This window comes from Actinoplanes sp. NPDC049668, assembly GCF_044465445.1.
Taxonomy (GTDB): Bacteria; Actinomycetota; Actinomycetes; order Mycobacteriales; family Micromonosporaceae; genus Actinoplanes.
Genome location: NZ_JBITLR010000006.1, coordinates 375,636 through 394,818 on the forward strand (window position 1 = coordinate 375,636; position 19,183 = coordinate 394,818).

Annotated in this window: 16 protein-coding genes; 12 read left to right on the forward strand and 4 right to left on the reverse strand. The window is 72.9% G+C overall.

Features of this window, described 5'->3' with window-relative positions; genetic code table 11:
• The first annotated feature begins 2 nt into the window (after positions 1-2).
• Both ACIBSW_RS26365 and ACIBSW_RS26370 read left to right on the forward strand, forming a co-directional pair.
• On the forward strand, positions 3-1,016 hold the full coding sequence (locus tag ACIBSW_RS26365; RefSeq protein WP_354717961.1) for a glycosyltransferase family 2 protein: 1,014 nt from the start codon (positions 3-5) through the stop codon (positions 1,014-1,016).
• Positions 1,013-3,289: a hypothetical protein gene (locus ACIBSW_RS26370; RefSeq protein WP_354717960.1), complete on the forward strand. Its 2,277-nt coding sequence runs from the start codon at positions 1,013-1,015 to the stop codon at positions 3,287-3,289. The genes ACIBSW_RS26365 and ACIBSW_RS26370 overlap by 4 nt, the downstream gene beginning before the upstream one ends.
• Here the strand turns inward: ACIBSW_RS26370 and ACIBSW_RS26375 are convergent.
• The gene (locus tag ACIBSW_RS26375) at positions 3,286-3,645 is read right to left on the reverse strand and encodes a DUF4180 domain-containing protein (RefSeq protein WP_354717959.1); all 360 of its coding nucleotides are present in this window, start codon (positions 3,643-3,645) and stop codon (positions 3,286-3,288) included. The two genes, ACIBSW_RS26370 and ACIBSW_RS26375, sit on opposite strands and share 4 nt — an antisense overlap.
• Positions 3,638-4,090, reverse strand: a complete 453-nt coding sequence (locus ACIBSW_RS26380) for a helix-turn-helix domain-containing protein (protein WP_354717957.1) — start codon at positions 4,088-4,090, stop codon at positions 3,638-3,640. Before ACIBSW_RS26380 ends, ACIBSW_RS26375 begins: the two co-directional genes overlap by 8 nt.
• Positions 4,091-4,195: 105 nt before the next feature.
• On the opposite strand from ACIBSW_RS26380, the gene ACIBSW_RS26385 reads away from it, so the two are divergent.
• The 5 genes from ACIBSW_RS26385 to ACIBSW_RS26405 all read left to right on the forward strand — a co-directional run bounded on the left by ACIBSW_RS26385 (position 4,196) and on the right by ACIBSW_RS26405 (position 10,996).
• On the forward strand, positions 4,196-4,912 hold the full coding sequence (locus ACIBSW_RS26385; RefSeq protein ID WP_354717955.1) for a CPBP family intramembrane glutamic endopeptidase: 717 nt from the start codon (positions 4,196-4,198) through the stop codon (positions 4,910-4,912).
• A gap of 35 nt (positions 4,913-4,947) precedes the next feature.
• A complete protein-coding gene (locus ACIBSW_RS26390) occupies positions 4,948-6,663 on the forward strand; it encodes an alpha/beta-hydrolase family protein (RefSeq protein ID WP_354717953.1) in 1,716 nt (571 codons plus the stop codon).
• A gap of 93 nt (positions 6,664-6,756) precedes the next feature.
• Complete coding sequence (locus ACIBSW_RS26395; protein WP_354717951.1) at positions 6,757-8,064, forward strand: sensor histidine kinase; 1,308 nt, start codon at positions 6,757-6,759, stop codon at positions 8,062-8,064.
• A 28-nt stretch (positions 8,065-8,092) separates the two neighbouring features.
• Complete coding sequence (locus ACIBSW_RS26400; RefSeq protein WP_354717949.1) at positions 8,093-8,737, forward strand: response regulator transcription factor; 645 nt, start codon at positions 8,093-8,095, stop codon at positions 8,735-8,737.
• Between the two features lie 72 nt (positions 8,738-8,809).
• Positions 8,810-10,996, forward strand: coding sequence for an MMPL family transporter (locus ACIBSW_RS26405; protein WP_354717947.1), 2,187 nt, complete (start codon positions 8,810-8,812; stop codon positions 10,994-10,996).
• A gap of 325 nt (positions 10,997-11,321) precedes the next feature.
• Here ACIBSW_RS26405 and ACIBSW_RS26410 read toward each other — a convergent pair whose 3' ends face one another.
• On the reverse strand, positions 11,322-11,495 hold the full coding sequence (locus tag ACIBSW_RS26410) for a CsbD family protein (RefSeq protein WP_354717945.1): 174 nt from the start codon (positions 11,493-11,495) through the stop codon (positions 11,322-11,324).
• Positions 11,496-11,589: 94 nt separating this feature from the next.
• Positions 11,590-13,905, reverse strand: coding sequence for an EAL domain-containing protein (locus ACIBSW_RS26415; protein WP_354717943.1), 2,316 nt, complete (start codon positions 13,903-13,905; stop codon positions 11,590-11,592).
• Between the two features lie 236 nt (positions 13,906-14,141).
• On the opposite strand from ACIBSW_RS26415, the gene ACIBSW_RS26420 reads away from it, so the two are divergent.
• The 5 genes from ACIBSW_RS26420 to ACIBSW_RS26440 are packed head-to-tail and all read left to right on the forward strand — an operon-like array spanning position 14,142 to position 19,178.
• Positions 14,142-14,576: a GNAT family N-acetyltransferase gene (locus ACIBSW_RS26420; protein ID WP_404799482.1), complete on the forward strand. Its 435-nt coding sequence runs from the start codon at positions 14,142-14,144 to the stop codon at positions 14,574-14,576.
• Positions 14,573-15,613, forward strand: a complete 1,041-nt coding sequence (pseI, locus tag ACIBSW_RS26425) for a pseudaminic acid synthase (RefSeq protein WP_354717939.1) — start codon at positions 14,573-14,575, stop codon at positions 15,611-15,613. The genes ACIBSW_RS26420 and pseI overlap by 4 nt, the downstream gene beginning before the upstream one ends.
• Before the next feature lie 18 nt (positions 15,614-15,631).
• Positions 15,632-17,215: a hypothetical protein gene (locus tag ACIBSW_RS26430; protein WP_354717937.1), complete on the forward strand. Its 1,584-nt coding sequence runs from the start codon at positions 15,632-15,634 to the stop codon at positions 17,213-17,215.
• Positions 17,212-18,171, forward strand: coding sequence for a hypothetical protein (locus ACIBSW_RS26435; protein WP_354717935.1), 960 nt, complete (start codon positions 17,212-17,214; stop codon positions 18,169-18,171). Before ACIBSW_RS26430 ends, ACIBSW_RS26435 begins: the two co-directional genes overlap by 4 nt.
• Positions 18,168-19,178 carry a hypothetical protein gene (locus ACIBSW_RS26440; protein WP_354717933.1) on the forward strand — a complete coding sequence of 337 codons (1,011 nt, stop codon included), beginning with the start codon at positions 18,168-18,170 and terminating at the stop codon, positions 19,176-19,178. The genes ACIBSW_RS26435 and ACIBSW_RS26440 overlap by 4 nt, the downstream gene beginning before the upstream one ends.
• The last annotated feature ends 5 nt before the right edge of the window (positions 19,179-19,183 follow it).

Genomic DNA, 19,183 nt, shown 5'->3' on the forward strand with positions numbered 1-19,183 from the left:
TCGTGGAGAACACCGTTCTGTCGGTGGTCGTGCCGATGTACGACGAGGAGGCGGTGATACCCGCGCTGGTCGACCGGCTCCGGCCGGTGCTCGACGGCCTCGACGTCGCCTACGAGGTGGTGGCCGTCGACGACGGCAGCGCCGACCGCACCGCCGGCCTGCTCTTCGAGCACGGCCGCACCTGGCCCGAGCTGCGCCTGATCAGGCTGCGCCGCAACAGCGGGCACCAGGCGGCGCTCACCGCCGGCCTGCAGCGGGCCCGGGGCGACTGGGTGGTCAGCATCGACGCCGACCTGCAGGATCCGCCGGAGGCCATCGCCGAGATGCTGCGGGTGGCCCGGGAGCAGGGCATCGACGTGGTCTACGGCGTCCGCGCCGACCGCAGCACCGACAGCGTGTTCAAGCGGCACACGGCCGGCGCGTACTACCGGCTCATGCGCCGGCTGGTCGGCGGCGACGTGCCCGCGCAGGCCGGCGACTTCCGGATGCTCAGCCGCGACGTCGTCGAGGTGCTCAGGAAGCTGCCCGAGCGGGCGCCCGTGTACCGGCTGCTGGTCCCGTCGCTCGGCTTCGCCTCGGCGGAGGTCGCCTACGCCCGGGAGCGCCGCGCGGCCGGCGAGACCAAGTACCCGCTGCGCAGGATGGTCGCCCTGGCCTGGGACAGCACCGCGAACTTCTCCGCCGCCCCGCTGCGGATCGCCACCTGGCTCGGCGGGCTCGCCTTCGTCGCCTGCCTCGCGCTGATGGTCTTCGGCGTCGCCGTCTGGGCCAACGGCACCGTCATTCCGGGCTGGACCTCGCTGTTCCTGGCCGTGCTGCTGCTCTCCGCCGTGCAGCTGATCTGCCTCGGCCTGCTCGGCGAGTACGTGTCCCGGATCTACCGGACCGTGCAGGACCGGCCGAGTTTCCACATCGGATTCGACTCGGCCGCCGGCGACGCCCGGGTGGACGAGGCGCGGGCCGGCGACACCCGGGCCGTCGAGATCCCGCAGCAGCGGGCCGCAGCGCTGCCGTGACGCTGCTGCTCACCCGGGCGGCCGACGCACCGGCCGCCCGGTACCGCCGTGCCCGGCGCCCGCTGCTCGCGGCCGTACCGTGGGTGCTCGTCGCCGCGGCGCTGGCGGGCGCGCTGCACCGGGCGGACGTGCCGGCCGGGGACATCGCGCTGTACGGCCTCTATCTGCTCGCCGGCGTGGTGCTGCCCGGCACGCTGGTGCACCGCGCGGTCCGGGGCAGCCGCGGCAACCTGCCCGAGGACCTCGGCTACGGCGCCGCGACCGGCCTGCTCGTGCAGCTGGCCGGCTGGGCGCTGGCCGCCGCCACCGGCCTGCAGGCGCTGCTGATCTGCTGGCCGCTGCTCGTGTCGGCGGCCTTCGTCGCCGTGCCCGGGCTGCGCCGGCACTGGCGGACCGCCGACCCCGCGCCGTTGCCGCTGCGCTGGTCGTGGTCGGTGTGCGGAGTCCTGCTCGGCGTCGTCGCCTGGGGCGCGGCCGCCTGGACCACCGCTCCGCTGCCGCCCGCCGACACGCTCTACTACCAGGACCTCATGTACCACCTCGCGCTGGTGCACGAGATGACCCGCTCGATGCCGTTCGAGGTGCCGCAGCTCGCCGGCGACGCCCTGCGCTACCACTACCTGTCCGACGCCGATATGGCCGCAGCCTCCATGATCACCGGCATTCCACCGGCGACCGTCCTGCTGCGGCTCTGGATGGTGCCGGTCGGCGCGATCGCGGTGCTCGTCCTCGCGGCGCTCGGCCGCGAGGTCAGCGGCCGGTGGTGGGCCGGGCCGCTCGCGGGCGGCGTCGCCCTGCTGGGCCTCCCGCTCGGCTTCGGCGCGCCGATCGAGGCGGCCGGCGGCGGCGCGCTCTCATTCGTCAGCCCGTCGCAGACGTACGCGATGCCGCTGCTCGGCCTGCTCGTGGCGATCGCGATCGACCTGCTGCGCGGGCGGAGCCTCGGCCCGGCCTGGCTCCTCGCGCCCCCGCTGGCGCTCGCCTGCGCGGGCGCCAAGTCCAGCGCGCTGCCGCCGCTGGTCGCCGGCCTGGCGCTGGCCGGCCTGGTCGTCTGGTGGCGCGGCCCGCGGTTCCCGCGCGCGGCGGCCGGGCTACTGGCCGTGCTGGTCGCCGCGATGCTGCTCGGCGCCCGGCTCTTCGCCGGCGGGGGAGCGGGAGCGCTGGCCGTGCAGCCGCTGAGCGTGCTGCGCTGGCTGCTGCCGTACGACCGGACGCTGGGCGCCGCCGATGGCGTCGCGCCGGACGGGCTGATCGCGCCCGGCGTGCAGGGCGCCGGGGTGGCCGGCGGCTGGTTCATCGCCTGGCTCGTCGGCTGGTGGCTGCTCGCCCAGTCGCCGCGGCTGCTCGGCGTGCTGTCCCTGCGGCGGCGCTCGGAGCCCGCGGCCTGGCTGCTCGGCGGGATGGTGGTCGCCGGGACCGGCGCGGCCTGGACGCTCTGGCACCCCTCGGGCAGCCAGCTCTACTTCTTCCTCTGCGCCGCGCCGTTCGGGGTGCTGTTGACGGTCTGGATGCTCGCCGAGCGGATCGGCCGCTGGTGGGTGCCGCTGTGTGGGCTGGTGGCGGGCGCGCTCTGGGCGCTCTTCGCGCCGGCGGTGGCCGCGCCGGCGCGCGACGCGCTGGGCGACTGGGCCTGGGTGCTCGCCGTGCCGGTGCTGCGGACGCTCGGCCTGGTGCTGGCGGCCGCGATCCCGGTGCTGGCGCTGCGCCGACGGCTCCAGGCTCTGGTGACGGCCGGCATCGCCGCCGTGCTGGGCGCGAGCCTGGCGGCCGGGCTGGCGCGGCCCATCGAGGCGTTGTCGCACGACACCGAACGCGTACAGCCGCTGACGTCGCGCCTGATCACCCAGGAGGAGATGCGGGCGGCAGTGTGGCTGGACGCGCACGCCGGGAACGACGACGTGGTGGCGACGAACGTGCACTGCGTGGCGATCCGGCAGATCCGGCCGTGCGACGCCCGGGCGTTCTGGGTCGCCGGGCTCGGCGGGCGCCGCACGCTCGTGGAAAGCTGGGGCTACTCGGACGCGGCGGTCGCGGCCAACGGCGTCGGCGGCCGGACGTACATGCTCCAGCCGCCGCCGGACCCGCTGAAGTACGCCCTGAGCCAGCGGGTGTTCACCGACGCGGACCCGGCCGACCTGGACCTGCTGCGCCGGGAGTACGGCGTGCGGTGGCTCTTCGCCGACGCCCGGGCGGGCACGGTCGCGCCCGCGCTGAGCACGCTGGCGCGACCCCGCTACACCAGCGGCCCAGTGACGATCTTCGAGTTGTACTAACCGAGGTAGGCGTCGAGGGCGGGCAGGTCGGGCACGAACCAGACGTGCCGGCCCCGGTTCGACTCGAGCACCAGGGAGCGCAGCGACGCGCTGGCCGCCACCCGCGCGGAGATGTCGCCGACGATCGCCAGCCGGATCTGGTAGTTCACGAACTTCTGCATGACCTCGCCGGCCAGCCCGGTGCGGAGCTCGAAGAAGTCGTCGCCGAGCCGCGACGCCGGCAGGGCGACCACGTCGGAGTGGGTGAACGCCGCGCCGATGAGGTCGAGGGCGTCCTGTACCCCGGTGAGCATCGGACCGTCCGCGGCGCAGACCAGCACCGGCACGCCGTTGCGCTGAAGCACCTGGTCACTCATCGTCGTCCTCCTTGTCGAGCAGGCCGTTCTCCGGGCCGAGCAGGTCATCGATCAGCCGCACGATGTCGGCGGTCTCCGCGGGGCCGCCCAGGATCACGACCTTCATCCGGGAGTGGCCCTCGTCGTGGATCGTCTGGATCCGCAGCGGCTCGGCGGAGGGCCGGGGCGCCTGGGCGCCGGCGGTCAGCAGGGTGCTGAGCCGGCTCGCCGCGGCCGCGCCGATCCCGTCGATCTGCACGATGCTGGACACCTCGACGTGCCGCCGGCCGGGCGCGGCGGCGGCCGGCTCGCCGGTCAGAGCCGCCAGATCGGCCCGGCTGATCCGGTACTGCTTGCCGATCTTTACGGCCTTGAGCCGGCCGTCGCGGACGTAGTTGCGAACCGTCCGGACGTGCAGCCCCAGCAGCTCCGCCACCTGCTCTATCGAGTAGAGCTCGCTCCTCATCACTCCCTATCCTTCCCTGTTTTGGGAAGCTTGCGGTATGAAGCTTACTCGATCCATCCGCCGCGGGTGAGGCGACCGAGGCGCCCACCCGGTGATGATCGACACGTGACAGCCGAGCCGTGGATCCGCTGGGCGCCATCGTCGCGGGCCCTGGTCCTGACGGTCGGGCTCATGATGGCGGTCGCCATCGCCGGGCACTTCGGGCCGCCCGGGAGCATGCTCGTCGCCGGGCCGCTCGGCGCCGGGCTGCTGCTGCTCCTGGCCCGCTGGGCCGGGCTCGACGCGGACGACGTCGGCCTGGGCCGCCGGACCTGGCGGCGCGGCGCGGCGTACGCGCTGGTCTGCATCGCGGCGGTGGCCGTCGTCTACCTGGTCGCGGCCGCGCTGCCCGCGACCCGGACCGCGTTCCTCGACGAGCGGTACCGCTCGGATATGGGTACGGCGCTACTGACCGCGTTCGTGGTGATCCCGCTCGGCACGATCCTCTTCGAGGAGGTCGCCTTCCGCGGGGTGCTGTGGGGGCTGCTGCGCAGGGACTGGGGCACCACCCCGGCGACGCTGGTGTCGTCCCTGTTCTTCGGGTTCTGGCACGTGCTGCCGTCGCTGCGCCTCAACCAGGTCAACCCGGCCGTCACCAAGCTGGTCGGCTCGGGCGCGGCCGGGCAGGTCCTGGCCGTCACCGGCGCCGTGCTGTTCACCGGCACGGCCGGGCTGCTCTTCTGCGAGCTGCGCCGGCGCAGCGGCAGCCTGCTGGCCCCGATCGGCCTGCACTGGGCGGTAAACGGCCTCGGCGTCCTGGTCGCCGCCGGCCTGGCGGTGTGACACCGGTGGTGAGCGATGGAGAGGACGTACCGGAGATGACGACCACGACCTCGCGGACACAGGCACCACCGGAGCCGGAGCAGCCGCCGGAGCCGCGACGCGGCCTGTGGTGGCGGCTGCTGCACCGCTGGCACTACGGCTTCGTCGGCGTGCTCGGCGCGGTGATCTTCTTCTGCCTGTCGCTGACCCCGTCGCTGCTGCCGCGCGGGCCCGGACTGCAGGCCGTGATCGGCGGCATCTGCGCGGCCATCGGCTACGGGTTCGGCGTGCTGGCGGTGTGGCTGACCAGCAAGCTCGTCAACCGCCCGATGCCCCGGCCCGGCCGGATGGCCTGGCGGATCCTGGCCGCCGTCTCCGCGGTCGCCGTGCTGGTCTTCCTGTATCTCGACGCCGCCTGGCAGCGGGAGATTCACGAGCTGATGGGCGTCGACGCGCCGGCGCGGCCGCGCTACCTCGTCGTCCTGCCGGTGGCCCTGCTGCTCGGCGCCGGGCTGATCGGCCTGATGCGGATGCTGCGCCACCTGGCCCGCGCCACCGGCCGGCTGCTCGGGCGGGTGATTCCGGCGTCGACCGCCCGGGTGATCGCCGGATTCGCGGTGATCCTGCTCGCGCTCGGCGTGCTCAACGGGGTGGTGCTCGACGGGTTCTTCGCCGTCACCGACAACGCCTTCAAGGCGATCAACGACGAGACCGAGCCCGACGCCGCCCAGCCGACCGATCCGCTGCGCTCCGGCGGCCCCGGCTCGCTGGTGTCCTGGGCCTCGCTGGGCAAGCAGGGCCGCAACTTCGTCTCCGGCGGGCCCACCACGGACCAGCTGAGCGGCTTCGGCGGCCCCCGCGTCGAGCAGCCGATTCGGGTGTACGCCGGCCTGGACTCCGCGGAAACCTCGCGGGAGCGGGCCGCGCTCGCGGTCGAGGAGTTGCAGCGCACCGGCGCGTTCGACCGCGAGGTGCTCCTCGTGATCACCACGACCGGCACGGGCTGGGTCGACTCGGGCGGCGTCGACCCGCTGGAGTACATGTACAACGGCGACACGGCGATGGTCGCCCTGCAGTACTCCTACCTGCCCAGCTGGCTGTCGTTCCTGGTCGACAAGGAACGCGCCCGGCAGGCCGGCCGGGACCTGTTCAACGCGGTGTACGGCGCCTGGTCGAAGCTGCCGCTGAGTCAGCGGCCGAAGCTGCTGCTGTTCGGCGAGAGCCTCGGCTCGTTCGGCGCGGAGTCGGCGTTCAGCGGCGCCGACGACATCCGCAACCGGGTGGACGGGATGCTGCTGGTCGGCCCCCCGAACCGCAACGAGCTGTGGCGCGAGTTCGTCGCCGACCGCGACCCGGGCACGACGGAGATCCTGCCCACCTACGAGAGCGGCGCCACGATCCGCTTCGCCCGCGACCCGGCCACCGACCTGGACCGGCCCACGCCGACGTGGGCGTCACCGCGGGTCGTGTACCTGCAGCACCCCTCGGATCCGATCGTGTGGTGGGGCCCGCGGCTGATGGTGAGCCGCCCCGACTGGCTGGAGGAGCCGCGCGGCGCCGACGTGTCACCCGACATCCGGTGGTACCCGATGGTGACGTTCTGGCAGGTGACCGCGGACATGGCGTTCTCGACCGGGGTGCCGGCCGGGCACGGCCACAGCTACGGCGCCGAGCCGGTCGCCGCCTGGGCGGACATCGCGCAGCCGGACGGCTGGACGCCCCAGAAGACCACGGACCTCGCCGCACTCATCGCCGCGGGGGGCGGCGACTGAGGTAGCCGGTTGAGTAGGGTCGGGTTAACCCTACTGTCGAATGGGCGGGCAGCGGGATCGGTTGGGAGGCCGCCGATGCCTAACGTCAATGGCATGATTACCGCACCCGCCCCGGGAGAGCTGGCCCCCAGCCTGGCCCAGCGCCTCTTCCGCCAGCTCGGGCTGGACACCCTGTACATCCTGATCGGCTTCCCGCTCGGCCTGATCACGATCGTGCTCTTCACGACCGGCTTCTCCCTGGGCATCGGCACGTTGATCATCTGGATCGGTCTGCCGGTGCTGCTGGCCACGTTCATGATGGCGCGCGGCTTCGCCATCCTCGAGCGGGCCCGACTGGGCGCGGTCTTCGGCCGCCCGGTGCAGCCCGTGCCGTACAAGCGGGCACCCGAGGGCGCGGGTCTGCCGCGCCGGATCCTCACCCCGCTCGGCGACGGCCAGTCCTGGCTCGACCTGGTGCACGGCATCTTCCGCTTCATTCCCAGCACGATCGCGTTCAGCTTCGCGCTCACCTGGTGGGTCGGCGCGCTCGCCGGCCTCACCTTCCCGCTCTGGGACTGGTCGATCCCGCGCGGCCCCGACGACCAGGACCTGCCGATGCTGCTCGGCCTCGGCGACGCGTACTCGACCCGGGTCATCTTCCACATGGCGGTCGGCTTCTTCTTCGCCGGCACGCTGTACCCGGTGGTCCGCGGCGCGGCGCTGCTCGAGGCGTACTTCGCCCGGGGCCTGCTCTGCGGCGTCAACGACCTGCGTGAACAGGTCGCCGAGGCGCAGGCGGCGCGGGACATCGCGCAGGCGCAGAAGACCGCGGCGGTGTCCGCCGAGGCGACCGCGCTGCGCCGCCTCGAGCGGGACATCCACGACGGCCCGCAGCAGCGGCTGGTGCGGCTCGCCATGGACCTGGGCCGCGCCGAGCAGCAGTTCGCCACCGACCCGGAGGCGGCCCGGGCCACCGTCGCCGAGGCGCTGAGCCAGACCCGGGAGACCCTGGACGAGCTGCGGGCGCTGTCCCGGGGCATCGCGCCGCCGATCCTGGTGGACCGGGGACTGCAGGCGGCGCTGACCGCGCTGGCCGGCCGGTGCACGGTCCCGGTCGACCTGGACGCCGCGCCGCTCTCGCGGCTCGACCCGGCCGTCGAGTCGACCGCGTACTTCGTGGTGGCCGAGGCGCTCACCAACGTCGCCAAGCACAGCCACGCCACCGAGGCGCGGGTCAGCGTCGAGGCGGCCTCGACGGGCCTGCTGATCGTCGTCGGCGACGACGGCATCGGCGGCGCGAGCCTGGCCAAGGGGCACGGCCTGGCGGGCCTGTCCGACCGGGTGCAGGCGGCCGGCGGCGTGATGAGCGTGGAGAGCCCCGCCGGCGCCGGGACGACCCTCACGGTGGCGCTTCCGTTCTAGTACGGGCCTGACCGCTACGCTCGGCGGCATGCGGGTGGTGATAGCCGACGACGCCGTGCTGTTGCGCGAGGGTCTGATCCGGCTGGTTGAGGAGAACGACTGCACCGTCGTCGCGGCCGTCGGCGACGGGCCGTCGCTCGTCGAGGCGATCACCACCTATCGCCCGGACGTGTCCATCGTGGACGTACGGATGCCGCCGACGCACACCGACGAGGGGCTGCGCGCCGCCGTCGAGGCCAGGGGCAAGGTGCCGGGCAGCCCGGTGCTGGTGCTCTCCCAGTACGTCGAGGTCGAGTACGCCGACGACCTGCTCGCCGACCGCCTGGGTGCGGTCGGCTATCTGCTCAAGGACCGGGTCGCGGAGATCGCCGAGTTCATGGACGCGCTGCGCCGGGTGTCGGCCGGCGGCACCGTGCTCGACCCCGAGGTCGTCGGCCAGCTGCTGGTCCGGCGCCGCCGCGACGACCCGCTGCGCAACCTCACCCCGCGCGAGCGCGAGGTGCTCGGCCTGATGGCGGAGGGCCGCTCCAACACCGCGATCGCCCGCAAGATCGTGGTGACCGAGGGCGCGGTGGAGAAGCACGTCCGCAACATCTTCACCAAGCTCGACCTCGCCCCCGACACCGAGCAGCACCGCCGGGTGCTGGCCGTGCTGGCCTACCTGCAGACGTAGGGTTAGCCCTACCACCGAAGCGCCAGGTCACCGGATCGATCGCGTGCTGCTTTCTCCCTAGCGTCAGTTGACATGAAGCAAAGGGAGAACGTCACCGGATTCGCGGCGCGGGCCGCACTGTGGAGTGCGCGGCATCGCACCGTCGCGATACTCGGATGGATCGCCTTCGTCGTCGGCATCACCATCGCAAGTGGACAGATCGGCGCCCGCGAGGCGACGCACGCCGACCAGGGGCACGGGGAGTCGGGCCGGGGCGACAGGATCGTCGAGCAGGCCGGCTTCCCGGTCCGGCCGGCCGGCGAGATGGTCCTGATCCAGGGCGCGGACCGGGACCGGGCCGTCGCCGACGTCACCAAGACCCTGACCGGGCGGGACGGCGTCGCCGCCGTCGCCGACCCGCTGGTCTCGCCGGACGGCCGGTCGACGCTCGTGCCGTTCACCATGAGCGGCGACCCGGAGACCGCCAAGGACCGGGTCCTGCCCCTGCTCGACGCCGTCGCCGAGGTGCAGCAGCGGCACCCCGGCCTGCTCGTCGCGCAGGCGGGCGACGCCAGCGGGGACAAGCTCATCGGCGACACGCTCGACGAGGGGCTGACCCGGCTGTCGATGCTCTCCATCCCGGTCTCGCTCGGCATCCTGCTGGTCGCGTTCGGGGCGGTCGTCGCCGCGGTGCTGCCGGTCGGCCTCGCCGTCACCGCCGTGGTCGCCGCGTTCGGCCTGCTCGCGGGGGCGAGCCGGTTCGCGCCGACCGTCGACGAGACGATGCACGTGATGTTGCTGGTCGGCCTCGCGGTCGGCGTCGACTACTGCCTGTTCTACATCCGCCGCGAGCGCGACGAGCGGCGCAACGGCGCCGATCCGCATCGGGCGCTGGTCATCGCCGCGCAGACGTCCGGCCGGTCGATCTGGATCTCCGGGCTGACCGTCATCGTGGCCATGTCCGGCATGTTCTTCACCCAGGACGCCACCTTCACCAGCTTCGCGGTCGGCACGATCCTGGTGGTGGCCACCGCGGTGCTCGGCTCGCTGACCGTGCTGCCGGCGCTGCTGTCGGCGCTGGGCGACCGGGTCGACGCACTCAAGATCCCGGGCCTGTACCGCCGACGCAACGAGGGCCGGGTCTGGGGCGCGGTGCTGCGGGTCGTGCTGGCCCGGCCGCTGATCTCCACCGTGCTGGCCGTCGGCGTGCTGGCCGTGCTCGCCGCGCCGATGCTCGACATGCGGACCAAGGGCGAGAGCATCGAGGACGTCTCGCCGAACTCGTCGATCGTGCAGACCTACGTGAAGATCAACGAGGCGTTCCCGAGCGAGACCGTGCCGGCCGAGGTGGTCGTCAAGGCGCCGACCGTGCGCGGCGCGCAGTTCGATGCGGCGCTCGCGGACTTCCGCCGGGCCGCGGCGGCGACCGGCCAGCTGCGCGAGCCGATCGATGTGCGGATCAACCCGGCGGGCACGGTCGCGGTCGTCACGGTCGGCCTGGCCGGCAACGGCAGCGACCGCACCTCGGAACGCGCCGTCGAGCTGCTGCGCGGCGGCGTGGCGACGGACGCCTTCGGCAAGGTGCCGGGCGCGACGGTCGCCGTCGCCGGTGACACCGCCGGGAGCATGGACTTCAACAAGCGGCTGGACGAGTCCCTGCCGTGGGTGTTCGGCTTCGTGCTGGGGCTGGCGTTCCTGCTCCTGCTGGTCTCGTTCCGCTCGGTCGTGGTCGCGCTCACCGGCGTGGTGCTCAACCTGCTGTCGGTCGCGGCGGCCTACGGAATGCTGGTCTTCATCTTCCAGTACGGCCACTTCGAGTCGTTGCTCGACTACAAGTCCGGCGGCGGCATCACCAACTGGATGCCACTGTTCCTCTTCATCATCCTGTTCGGACTCTCGATGGACTACCACGTCTTCGTGCTGAGCCGGATCCGCGAGGGCCACGACCGCGGCCTGCCGACCAAGCAGGCGGTGTCACACGGCATCGGCGGCACGGCAGGCGTGATCACCAGCGCCGCGGTGGTCATGGTCGCGGTCTTCGCCCTCTTCGCCACCCTCCCGCTGACCGCGACAAAGGAACTCGGCGTGGGCCTGGCCGCAGCGGTCCTACTCGACGCCACCATCATCCGAGCGGTCCTCCTGCCGGCGGTAATGGCCCTGCTCGGCGAGAAGAACTGGTGGCTTCCCCGCTGGCTCGGCTGGCTCCCGGAAATCGCCCACGAACCGCCCCCGGCCGTCGAGCCGGAGCCGAGCGACCACGAACTGGTCCCGACAGCCTGACGCAAGAACAAAGAGGGGCGGCCGAACCGGCCGCCCCTCTTCCAGCGCAACCGAACCGGCCGCCCCTCTTCCAGCGCAACCGAACCGGCCGCCCCTCTTCCAGCGCAACCGAACCGGTCGCCCCTCTTTCAGCGCGGCTGAACCAGCCGCCACTCTTCAAATACGGCCGAACCGGCCGCCACCTTCAATGCGGCCAATCTGGCCGCCACTCTTTCGACGCGGCCGCATCGGCCGCCCGTCCTTCAGCCCGGCGGTCCCGGCCACGGCCTCGCGTTGCAGCAAGGCCGGGCGGTGTGCCACAGAACTTCGCTGTGTCCGTACGGAATCAGCTCTTGAACGCGTCCTTGATGTTTTCGCCGGCCTGCTTGAGCTTCGAGCTGCTCTGGTCGGCCTTGCCTTCGGCTTCGAGGCGCTCGTCATCGGTCGCCCGGCCGACGCCCTCCTTGACCTTGCCGCCCAGCTCTTCGGCCTTGTTGTCGATCTTGTCATCGGCACCCATCGGGGACCTCCAGGTCTAGTGGCTTACGCCTGGACTGTTCCCCGCCGTGCCGATCGTCAACCCTTGGTGGGCGGCAATATTTGCCCGCTAACAATTATGCGGCCTGCCATGCCGGCGCCGGCATCAGCGATCCCGACTCCCGCAGCAGCTCGCCGAACCGGTCCGCCGGCATCGGCGGAGCGAAGTAATACCCCTGCGCCGCGATATAACCCAGCGCCAGCAGCTGCTCCGCCTGCTCGGCCGTCTCGACACCCTCCGCGACCGGATGCAAGCCAAGCACCTGGGCTAGGTGGATCACCGCGGCGGAGACCGGCGGGCGGCCGTCGACCTGCGCCTGGGTGAACGAGCGGTCCAGCTTGATCTCGTCGATGGGGCACTCGTGCAGCAGCGTCAGGGTCGAGTGGCCGGTGCCGAAGTCGTCCAGCGACACCCGAACGCCCAGATCCCGCAGCCCGTGCAGGTTGACGATCGACTGCCCCGGTTCCAGGGCCATCGTCTCGGTCACCTCGACGACGATGCGGTCCGGCGCCAGGCCGAACTCCTTGAGCAGGGCCGCCATGCCGTCCACGAACTCGGGCTCGCGCAGGTCGCGGGCCGACACGTTGACGTTCATCACGCCCGGCGCCTCGTCGCCGTGCTCGCTGATCCAGCTGGCGAGCTGGGCGAACGCCGTGCGCATCACCCACCGGCCGAGCGGGACGATCAGGCCGGTGCGCTCGGCGACCGGGATGAAGCTGTCCGGCCCGCAGGTGCCGCGGGTCGGGTGCGCCCAGCGGATCAGCGCCTCGGAGCCCATGATCCGGCCGTCGTCCAGCGAGACGATCGGCTGGTAGAGCAGGAAGAGCTGTTCGTTCTCGAGCGCCTCGCGCAGTTCCGCGCCGAGGTGGGCGTGCTCGGTGCCGTTCGCCGCCATGCTCGCGTCGTAGTGCAGGCTGGCCGTGCCGGGCAGCTTCTTCGCCGCGTACATCGCGATGTCGGCGTGCCGCAGCAGCAGCGAGGCCTCGTCGCCGGAGCGGCCGTCGGCGATGCCGATGCTGGCCCGGATCGGCAGCTCGTGGCCGTCGGCGTAGACGGGCTGGCGGAGCGAGTTCATCATCCGTCCGGCGGCCAGGTCCGCGGCGGCCGGGTCGGCGCCGTCCAGGACCACGACGAACTCGTCGCCGCCGAGGCGGGCGACGGTGTCCTCGGCGCGGACGCAGTCGGCGAGGCGCCGCGCGACGGCGACCAGCAGCAGGTCGCCGACCTCGTGCCCGAGGGTGTCGTTGACCTCCTTGAAGTCGTCCAGGTCGATCAGCGCCACCGCGACCGGCCGGTCGCCCGGCGCGGTCAGGGCCTGCTGCAGCCGGGAGTTGAACAGCACCCGGTTCGGCAGCTGGGTCAGGGCGTCGTGCTTGGCGCCGTGGTCGAGGCGCTCGAGCAGCCGGCCGTTGTCGTGGAAGGCGGTGAGCTGGCGCAGCACCACGAGCGCGGTGATCAGCACGGCGGCGGCGACCACGAGGGTCTCCTCCGTGCTGCGGCCCATCGTCACGGTGATCAGCAGGCCGTCCACGGCGGCGACGGCCGCGTACGGCAGCAGGCTGAACGAGCGCCGACGCGGGGTGACGACCCCGCGGCGCGGCCCGAGGCCCAGGCCGTCGGTGCCGCGCTGGCACGCCGCGGCGAAGGTGGCCAGGAGGTAGACGATCGGCGTCGTGGCCAGGTCGGGGAACAGGTGCGGATCGACCGCCTCGAACGGCCCGCGGAACAGCGGGCCGACCGCGCCGACGAGCATGGCGAACGCGATCAGCCGCAGGGCGCGGTTGTCGACCAGGAGATGGCTGGAGACCACGAACCTGGCCAGCGCGAAGACGGCGAACAGCGCGATGATGGTGACGAAGAGGGACACGTAGACGTCGCCGCGGTCGCCGCTGTACAGCGCGCCCCGGGTCGCGTAGTGCCAGACGAAGACGGCCGCGGCCAGCATGAGGGTGCTGGCGTCGAGCACCACCCGGAGCACCTCGCCCGAGGAGCGCCGGCCCAGCGGGAGCCGGTACAGGGCGTATACGACGCAGAGCACGCCGGCGCCGCAGAGGCCCAGCATGATCAATCCGGTGTGCCTGCCGCGCGGGTCGTCCGCGGTCAGCACGTTGACGGCCTTGACCGTGGTGCCGGCGCCGACGAAGGCGATCGCGTAGGTCAGGTGGCGCCAGAAGCGCCGCGTCGGCTCGGGCAGCGTCGCGGTGCGGGAGGTGCGCAGGAAGGCCAGGAAGACGATGATCACGCCAGCCGAGGACGGCAGCCAGAGGAGCAGCTTCGGCCCGAACGGGTGCAGGTAGTCGGCGATCACCAGCAGCAGCGACACCAGCGCGATGGCGCCCGATGCGTGCAGAAGCCGGTCATGGCGCGCGCGAGGCAGCTCAGACGCGCCCATCAACCAGCTCCTTCGGTCGGTTCCGTACCGCCCTGATCGGTCGCCGCGCGCCCGGCGTGAGTATTTGCGCACCACCTCCTCACCCGGCGACCCCGAGCCGTCACCTCCGGTTCGCCCCCGCCTCGCCTTGCCGCCACGACCGGCTCAGGCTGTCCCCATACGGTGACGCCTCCGTTGGAGGAACGTGGGAGGTATCCGAAGCAGTGCTGCGCGCCGCCGTCGACGCTGATCGTGACATCGTGCTCACCTGGCGTAACCATCCGGAAGTGCGGGCGGTCAGCCTGACCCGGCACGTCATCGCGCCGGAGGAGCACGCGCGCTGGTGGGCGGGGGTCGCCGCGGATCCGGACCGGCACCTGCTCATCCACGACGACACCGGCGTCGTCATCTTCGACACCCGCGCGGACCCGCCCGCCTGGAGCTTCTACCTCGACGTGGCGGGCCTCGGCCCGAACCTGCTCAAGGCCTGGATGCGGCTGGAGCGGGAGGCGGTGGACTACGCCTTCGGCGACCTGGGGCTGACCCGGCTCGGCGGGGAGACCCTGGCGACCAACGCGCCGGTGCTCGCGCTGCACCGGCGCTTCGGCTTCACCGAGCGGCGCCGGTACGAGCGACTGGTCGACGGCACGCCGCAGACCGTGGTGTGGACCGAGAGAGGGAAAACGCAGTGATCGTCAACGACGTGGAGATCGATGCCGGCCGGCGGCCGTACATCGTCGCCGAGATGTCCGGCAACCACAACGGCTCGCTGGACCGGGCGCTGGCCCTGGTCGACGCCGCCGCCGAGGCCGGCGCGCACGCCATCAAGATCCAGACCTACACGGCCGACACCATGACCGTCGACGTCCGGCACCCGCGCTTCCGGATCTCCCAGGATCACCAGCTGTGGGGCGACCAGTACCTCTACCAGCTCTATGAGCGGGCGCACACGCCGTGGGAGTGGCACGAGGCGATCTTCGAGCACGCCCGGGGTCGGGGCCTGACGCCCTTCTCCAGCCCGTTCGACCGGACCGCCGTCGACCTGCTGGAGAAGCTGGATGCGCCGATGTACAAGATCGCGTCGTCGGAGATCACCGACCTGCCGCTGATCCGGCTCTGCGCGAGTACCGGCAAGCCGCTGATCATCTCGACCGGCATGGCCGACGTGCGGGAGATCGCCGCGGCGGTCGAGGCGGCCCGCGGCGCCGGCGCCCGGGACCTGGTCGTGCTCTCCTGCACCGCCTCGTACCCGGCGCCGCCCGAGCACACCAACCTGCGACGCATCCCGGTGCTGGCCGAGGCGTTCCAGGTGCCGATCGGGCTGAGCGACCACACGCTCGGCATCGGCGTGCCGATCGCCTCGGTGTCCTTCGGCGCCTGCCTGATCGAGAAGCACGTGACGCTGGACCGCGGCGACGGCGGCGTCGACTCGGCCTTCTCCCTCGAGCCGGCCGAGCTGGGCAGCCTGGTGACCGAGTCGGAGCGGGCCTGGCGGGCGCTGGGCACCACCGCCATCGGGCCGACCGAGGCGGAGAAGGAGGGCCTGCGGTTCCGCCGCTCCCTCTACGTGGTCGCCGACGTCCGCGCCGGCGACGTCGTCACCGAGGACAACGTCCGCTCCATCCGGCCGACCGGCGGACTGGCGCCGGACGCCATCGGCCTGGTGCTCGGCCGCACCTTCACCCGGGACGCGGCGAAGGGCACGCCGCTCACCTGGGACCTGATCTGAGAGGCACGGACAACAACGGTGTGGCTCAACGCGAACGGCAGGGAACTGCAGTGGTTCCTGGAGTCGGCATCGGTCTACTGGGAGAAGAACCTCCCGCGGCCGACTGACGACTCCGTCATCCTGGTGGAGGCGTTCCATCAGGACATCCGCGTGAACCTGCGCAACCTGGCGTTCGCGAACGCCGTCCGCCGGCTGCGGCCGGCCCGGATGGTGGTGCTGACCGGGGTCGAGGAGCAGTGGCGGCGCACGCTCTGGAGCGGCTTCGACGTCGCCAAGGTCCGCGACGTCGCGGAGGCGTTCGGCGCGACCGAGGTGATCGACGTCTGGGACCGGGTCCGCGCGATGACCACGGCCGGCGCCGAGGATCCGACCCTGCTCGCCTACACCGACGCCACCTACTGCCGCCTGGCCAAGGTGCCGCGGCTGCCCGCCGGCCACCGCGACCGCCCGGACTACCGGCTGCGGCACGCGTACGCCACCCGGCTCTTCGAGCTCTACCAGGGCCTGTTCGCGGCCGGGAACGTCGTGGCGCTGGTCACCAGCCACGTCGACTACGACCAGTGGGGGCTGGCCGTCGAGTCCGCCCGGCGGGCCCGGGTGCCGATCATCCACACCCAGCAGACCGGCTGCCTGAAGGCGTACGGGCTGTTCCCGGAGGCCGACACCGGCACCGGCACGTTCCGCGAGGAGCTGACCCGCCAGATCGGCGACGTCTTCGAGACGCGGGTGTGGCCGCGCCGCGAACAGCTGCGGCCGATCGCGGAGCTCGTCGCCTGGCGCGCCAAGGTCAACCTGGGCCGGCCGAGCTGGTGGCGCGGCGGGGTGACCGCCTCGGTGGACCTGAACAATCCGGCGGAGCGGGCGCGGCTGCGCAGCCACGTCGTCGGCCGGCTGGGCTTCGTACCGGACAAACCGGTCGTCACCGTCTTCAACCACGCGGTCTCCGACGCGCTGGGCACCAACCGCGAGCTCTTCGCCAGCCTCGCCGACTGGTTCGCCGACACCGCGGCGTACGCGGCCGAGCACCCCGAGGCGCAGTGGCTGTTCCTGGACCACCCGAGCCAGGCCCTCTACGACTCGACCGGCTTCTTCGACTCGGTCGCGGCGGCACACCGCCGGTCCCGGCACCTGGCGTTCCGGCCCAGCGCCACGCTGAGCAAGAACGCGCTCTGGAGCCTCACCGACCTCGGCGTCACCGTGCGGGGCAGCGTGAGCAACGAGCTGCCCGCGTACGGCATCCCGGTGATCCAGGCCGGCTGGTCGGAGTGGAGCTCGTGCGGGCTGTCCACGGTGGTCGACGACAAGGACGCGTACTTCAAGACCCTCGAGCAGGGCATCACCGCGATCCGCGACGGCGCGGACCTGGTCACCGAGGAGCAGGTCCGGCGCGCCCGGCTCTGGCTCTGGCTGTACCGCAGCGGCACCGACGTGGTCACCCCGCTCGTGCCGCAGTGGGAGGTCTGGCCGGCCGACGTGCTGCTCAAGACGATGCGCGCGACGTTCCGGCACATCGAGGCCGACGCCGACCCGCTCTTCGCCGCGGTCGAGCGGATGTGGACCCGCCGGGAGCCGATGCTGACCCGGACGGACCTCGCCTCATGATCGGCGCCTGGTTCGCCACCGACTACGACGCCGCGCCGACGGTCCTCGAGCTGCCGGCGGAGGTCGCCGGCGGCCGGGAGGACGGCGTCTGCGTCGTCGACCAGGTGGTCCGCGGCACCGGCATCGTCGGCCGCATCTCCGGCGACCACGGCGCGGTCGGGCTCAAGCTGCGCGGCACCGGCGTCGCCACCCGGGTCACCGTCGTGGTCCACCTCGACGAGCTGGCGACCCGCTGGTGGTCCGACCGCGTGCGCCCACCGCGCTTCGCGCCCGAACAGCCGCGGCTGGTGCTGATCCGCGCGCAGGGCGAGCTGCGCGGCGCCGCGCTGCTCTGCCGGCCGCAGGGCCTGCGGCGGGCGGGCGGCGCGAAGGCCGAGGTCGCCTTCGACCTGACGGCCGGCGAGCTGGACGACGACGGCCTGCTGATGATCGAGCTCGCCGAGCCGCCGCGGCCGCCGTGGGTGGCCGGCCGGCTTGCCGCGCGCTCCGCCCTCGGCGTCCGGATAGACCATATTTCCGTACGCGCACAGCCGCACACACCCGCAGGCCACGGCGCACCGGATCCGACGGGCTGCGACCTGGCGCTGCTGGCGCCGAACCCGCCGGAGCGCTTCCGGCTCGAGGTGACGGCCGTGCCGCCGGCGCCGCCGCTGCCGCGCTCCCCGTCGAACAGGTGGACCCGCCGCCGGCCGGCCCGCGCCGGATTCAAGGTGCTCCGAGCCGCCCGCCGCGCCGGCGCCCGGGTGGTCGCCGAGGTCAACCGGTCCCGGCCCGGCACCGTGCGCGCCGTGCACGCGGTCGACCTGCTGACCGGCGAGCCGGTGGCGGTCGAGGTGGTGGCGAACGGACCCGGCGGCACCGACCTGCGGCTGGCCGGCGGAGTCGAGGGCCCGGTCCTGCTCGGCCTCGAACGCCCCGACCGCGGCCTGTCCTGCCGGATCGTGCCGACGCCATGATCCATCGCCCGGCGCTCGGCGCCGACCCGGTGGCCAACCGGCGGGTGCTCCAGCAGGTGCTGGACTCGGTCGACGCCGGAAAGCTGGAGCTGCCGCCCGGCGTGCACCTCATCGCCGACGGGCTGCGGGTGCCCGCCGCCTGGACCATCCGCGGCGCGGAGGTGGCCGGCGCGAACGGCGGCCGGCCCGGGACCTGGCTCGAGTCGATCGGCGTGACCGGCCGCCCGGTCCTGCACATCGTCGGCTCGGACGTCGCGGTGAGCGATCTCGGGCTGCGGCCCCCGCCGGCCGACCCGGGCGAGCACGGCGGCGACCGCGGCACGGCGGTGACGGTCGGCGACTACCTCTACGCGGACGCTCCGGAGTGGATCGCCCGGGTCGACCTGCGCCGCGTGCACGTGGAGCGGTCCGGCGGCCGGCACGCCAACTGCATCGCGCTGATGGGCGCGATCCGCGACATCACCCTGCGCGACGTCACGATCCGCGGCGGCTACACGGGCGTGGCCGTGCACTGGGGCGCGGTGGGCGACGACGTGTCCACGATCGTCGGCCCCACCTACCACCCGCACCGGCTCACCATCACCGACCTGCGGGTGCGCGACGCGATCGAGGGCTTCTACCTCAGCTCCGTGCACGACGTCCGGGTCGAGGGCGCCTGCCTGCGCGACGTGGAGATGGGCTTCCGGCTGCTGCCGGGCGACAACACCGACCGGTTCGTCGGCTCGCCGGTGGTCGGTTCCGCGATCACCATCGCCGACATCTGCGTCCGCTGGCGCGGCCCGCGGTACGCGGTCCGGGTCGCCGGCTGGGGGCGCAGCGAGATCGACGGGGTGGTCAGCGTGCTGCGCTACCGCGACGCCGAGATCCGCGACTGCACCCTGCGCGGTACGGGCACCGGCGAGGCGTGGTCGCCGATGGTGATCGAGCGGGCCGAGGGCGTCCGGCTGCACAACAACGTGTTCGAGAGCGCCTCGCCAGACGACTCCGAGGCGTGCTGCGTCCGCTAGCGTTG

Coding starts and splice junctions, on each gene's coding strand:
- ACIBSW_RS26435 (WP_354717935.1), top strand. CDS start 17,212: ATGATCGGCGCCTGGTTCGCCACCGACTACGACGCCGCGCCGACGGTC.
- ACIBSW_RS26400 (WP_354717949.1), top strand. CDS start 8,093: ATGCGGGTGGTGATAGCCGACGACGCCGTGCTGTTGCGCGAGGGTCTG.
- ACIBSW_RS26395 (WP_354717951.1), top strand. CDS start 6,757: ATGATTACCGCACCCGCCCCGGGAGAGCTGGCCCCCAGCCTGGCCCAG.
- ACIBSW_RS26380 (WP_354717957.1), bottom strand. CDS start 4,090: ATGAGGAGCGAGCTCTACTCGATAGAGCAGGTGGCGGAGCTGCTGGGG.
- ACIBSW_RS26415 (WP_354717943.1), bottom strand. CDS start 13,905: ATGGGCGCGTCTGAGCTGCCTCGCGCGCGCCATGACCGGCTTCTGCAC.
- ACIBSW_RS26440 (WP_354717933.1), top strand. CDS start 18,168: ATGATCCATCGCCCGGCGCTCGGCGCCGACCCGGTGGCCAACCGGCGG.
- ACIBSW_RS26375 (WP_354717959.1), bottom strand. CDS start 3,645: ATGAGTGACCAGGTGCTTCAGCGCAACGGCGTGCCGGTGCTGGTCTGC.
- ACIBSW_RS26410 (WP_354717945.1), bottom strand. CDS start 11,495: ATGGGTGCCGATGACAAGATCGACAACAAGGCCGAAGAGCTGGGCGGC.
- ACIBSW_RS26390 (WP_354717953.1), top strand. CDS start 4,948: ATGACGACCACGACCTCGCGGACACAGGCACCACCGGAGCCGGAGCAG.
- ACIBSW_RS26405 (WP_354717947.1), top strand. CDS start 8,810: ATGAAGCAAAGGGAGAACGTCACCGGATTCGCGGCGCGGGCCGCACTG.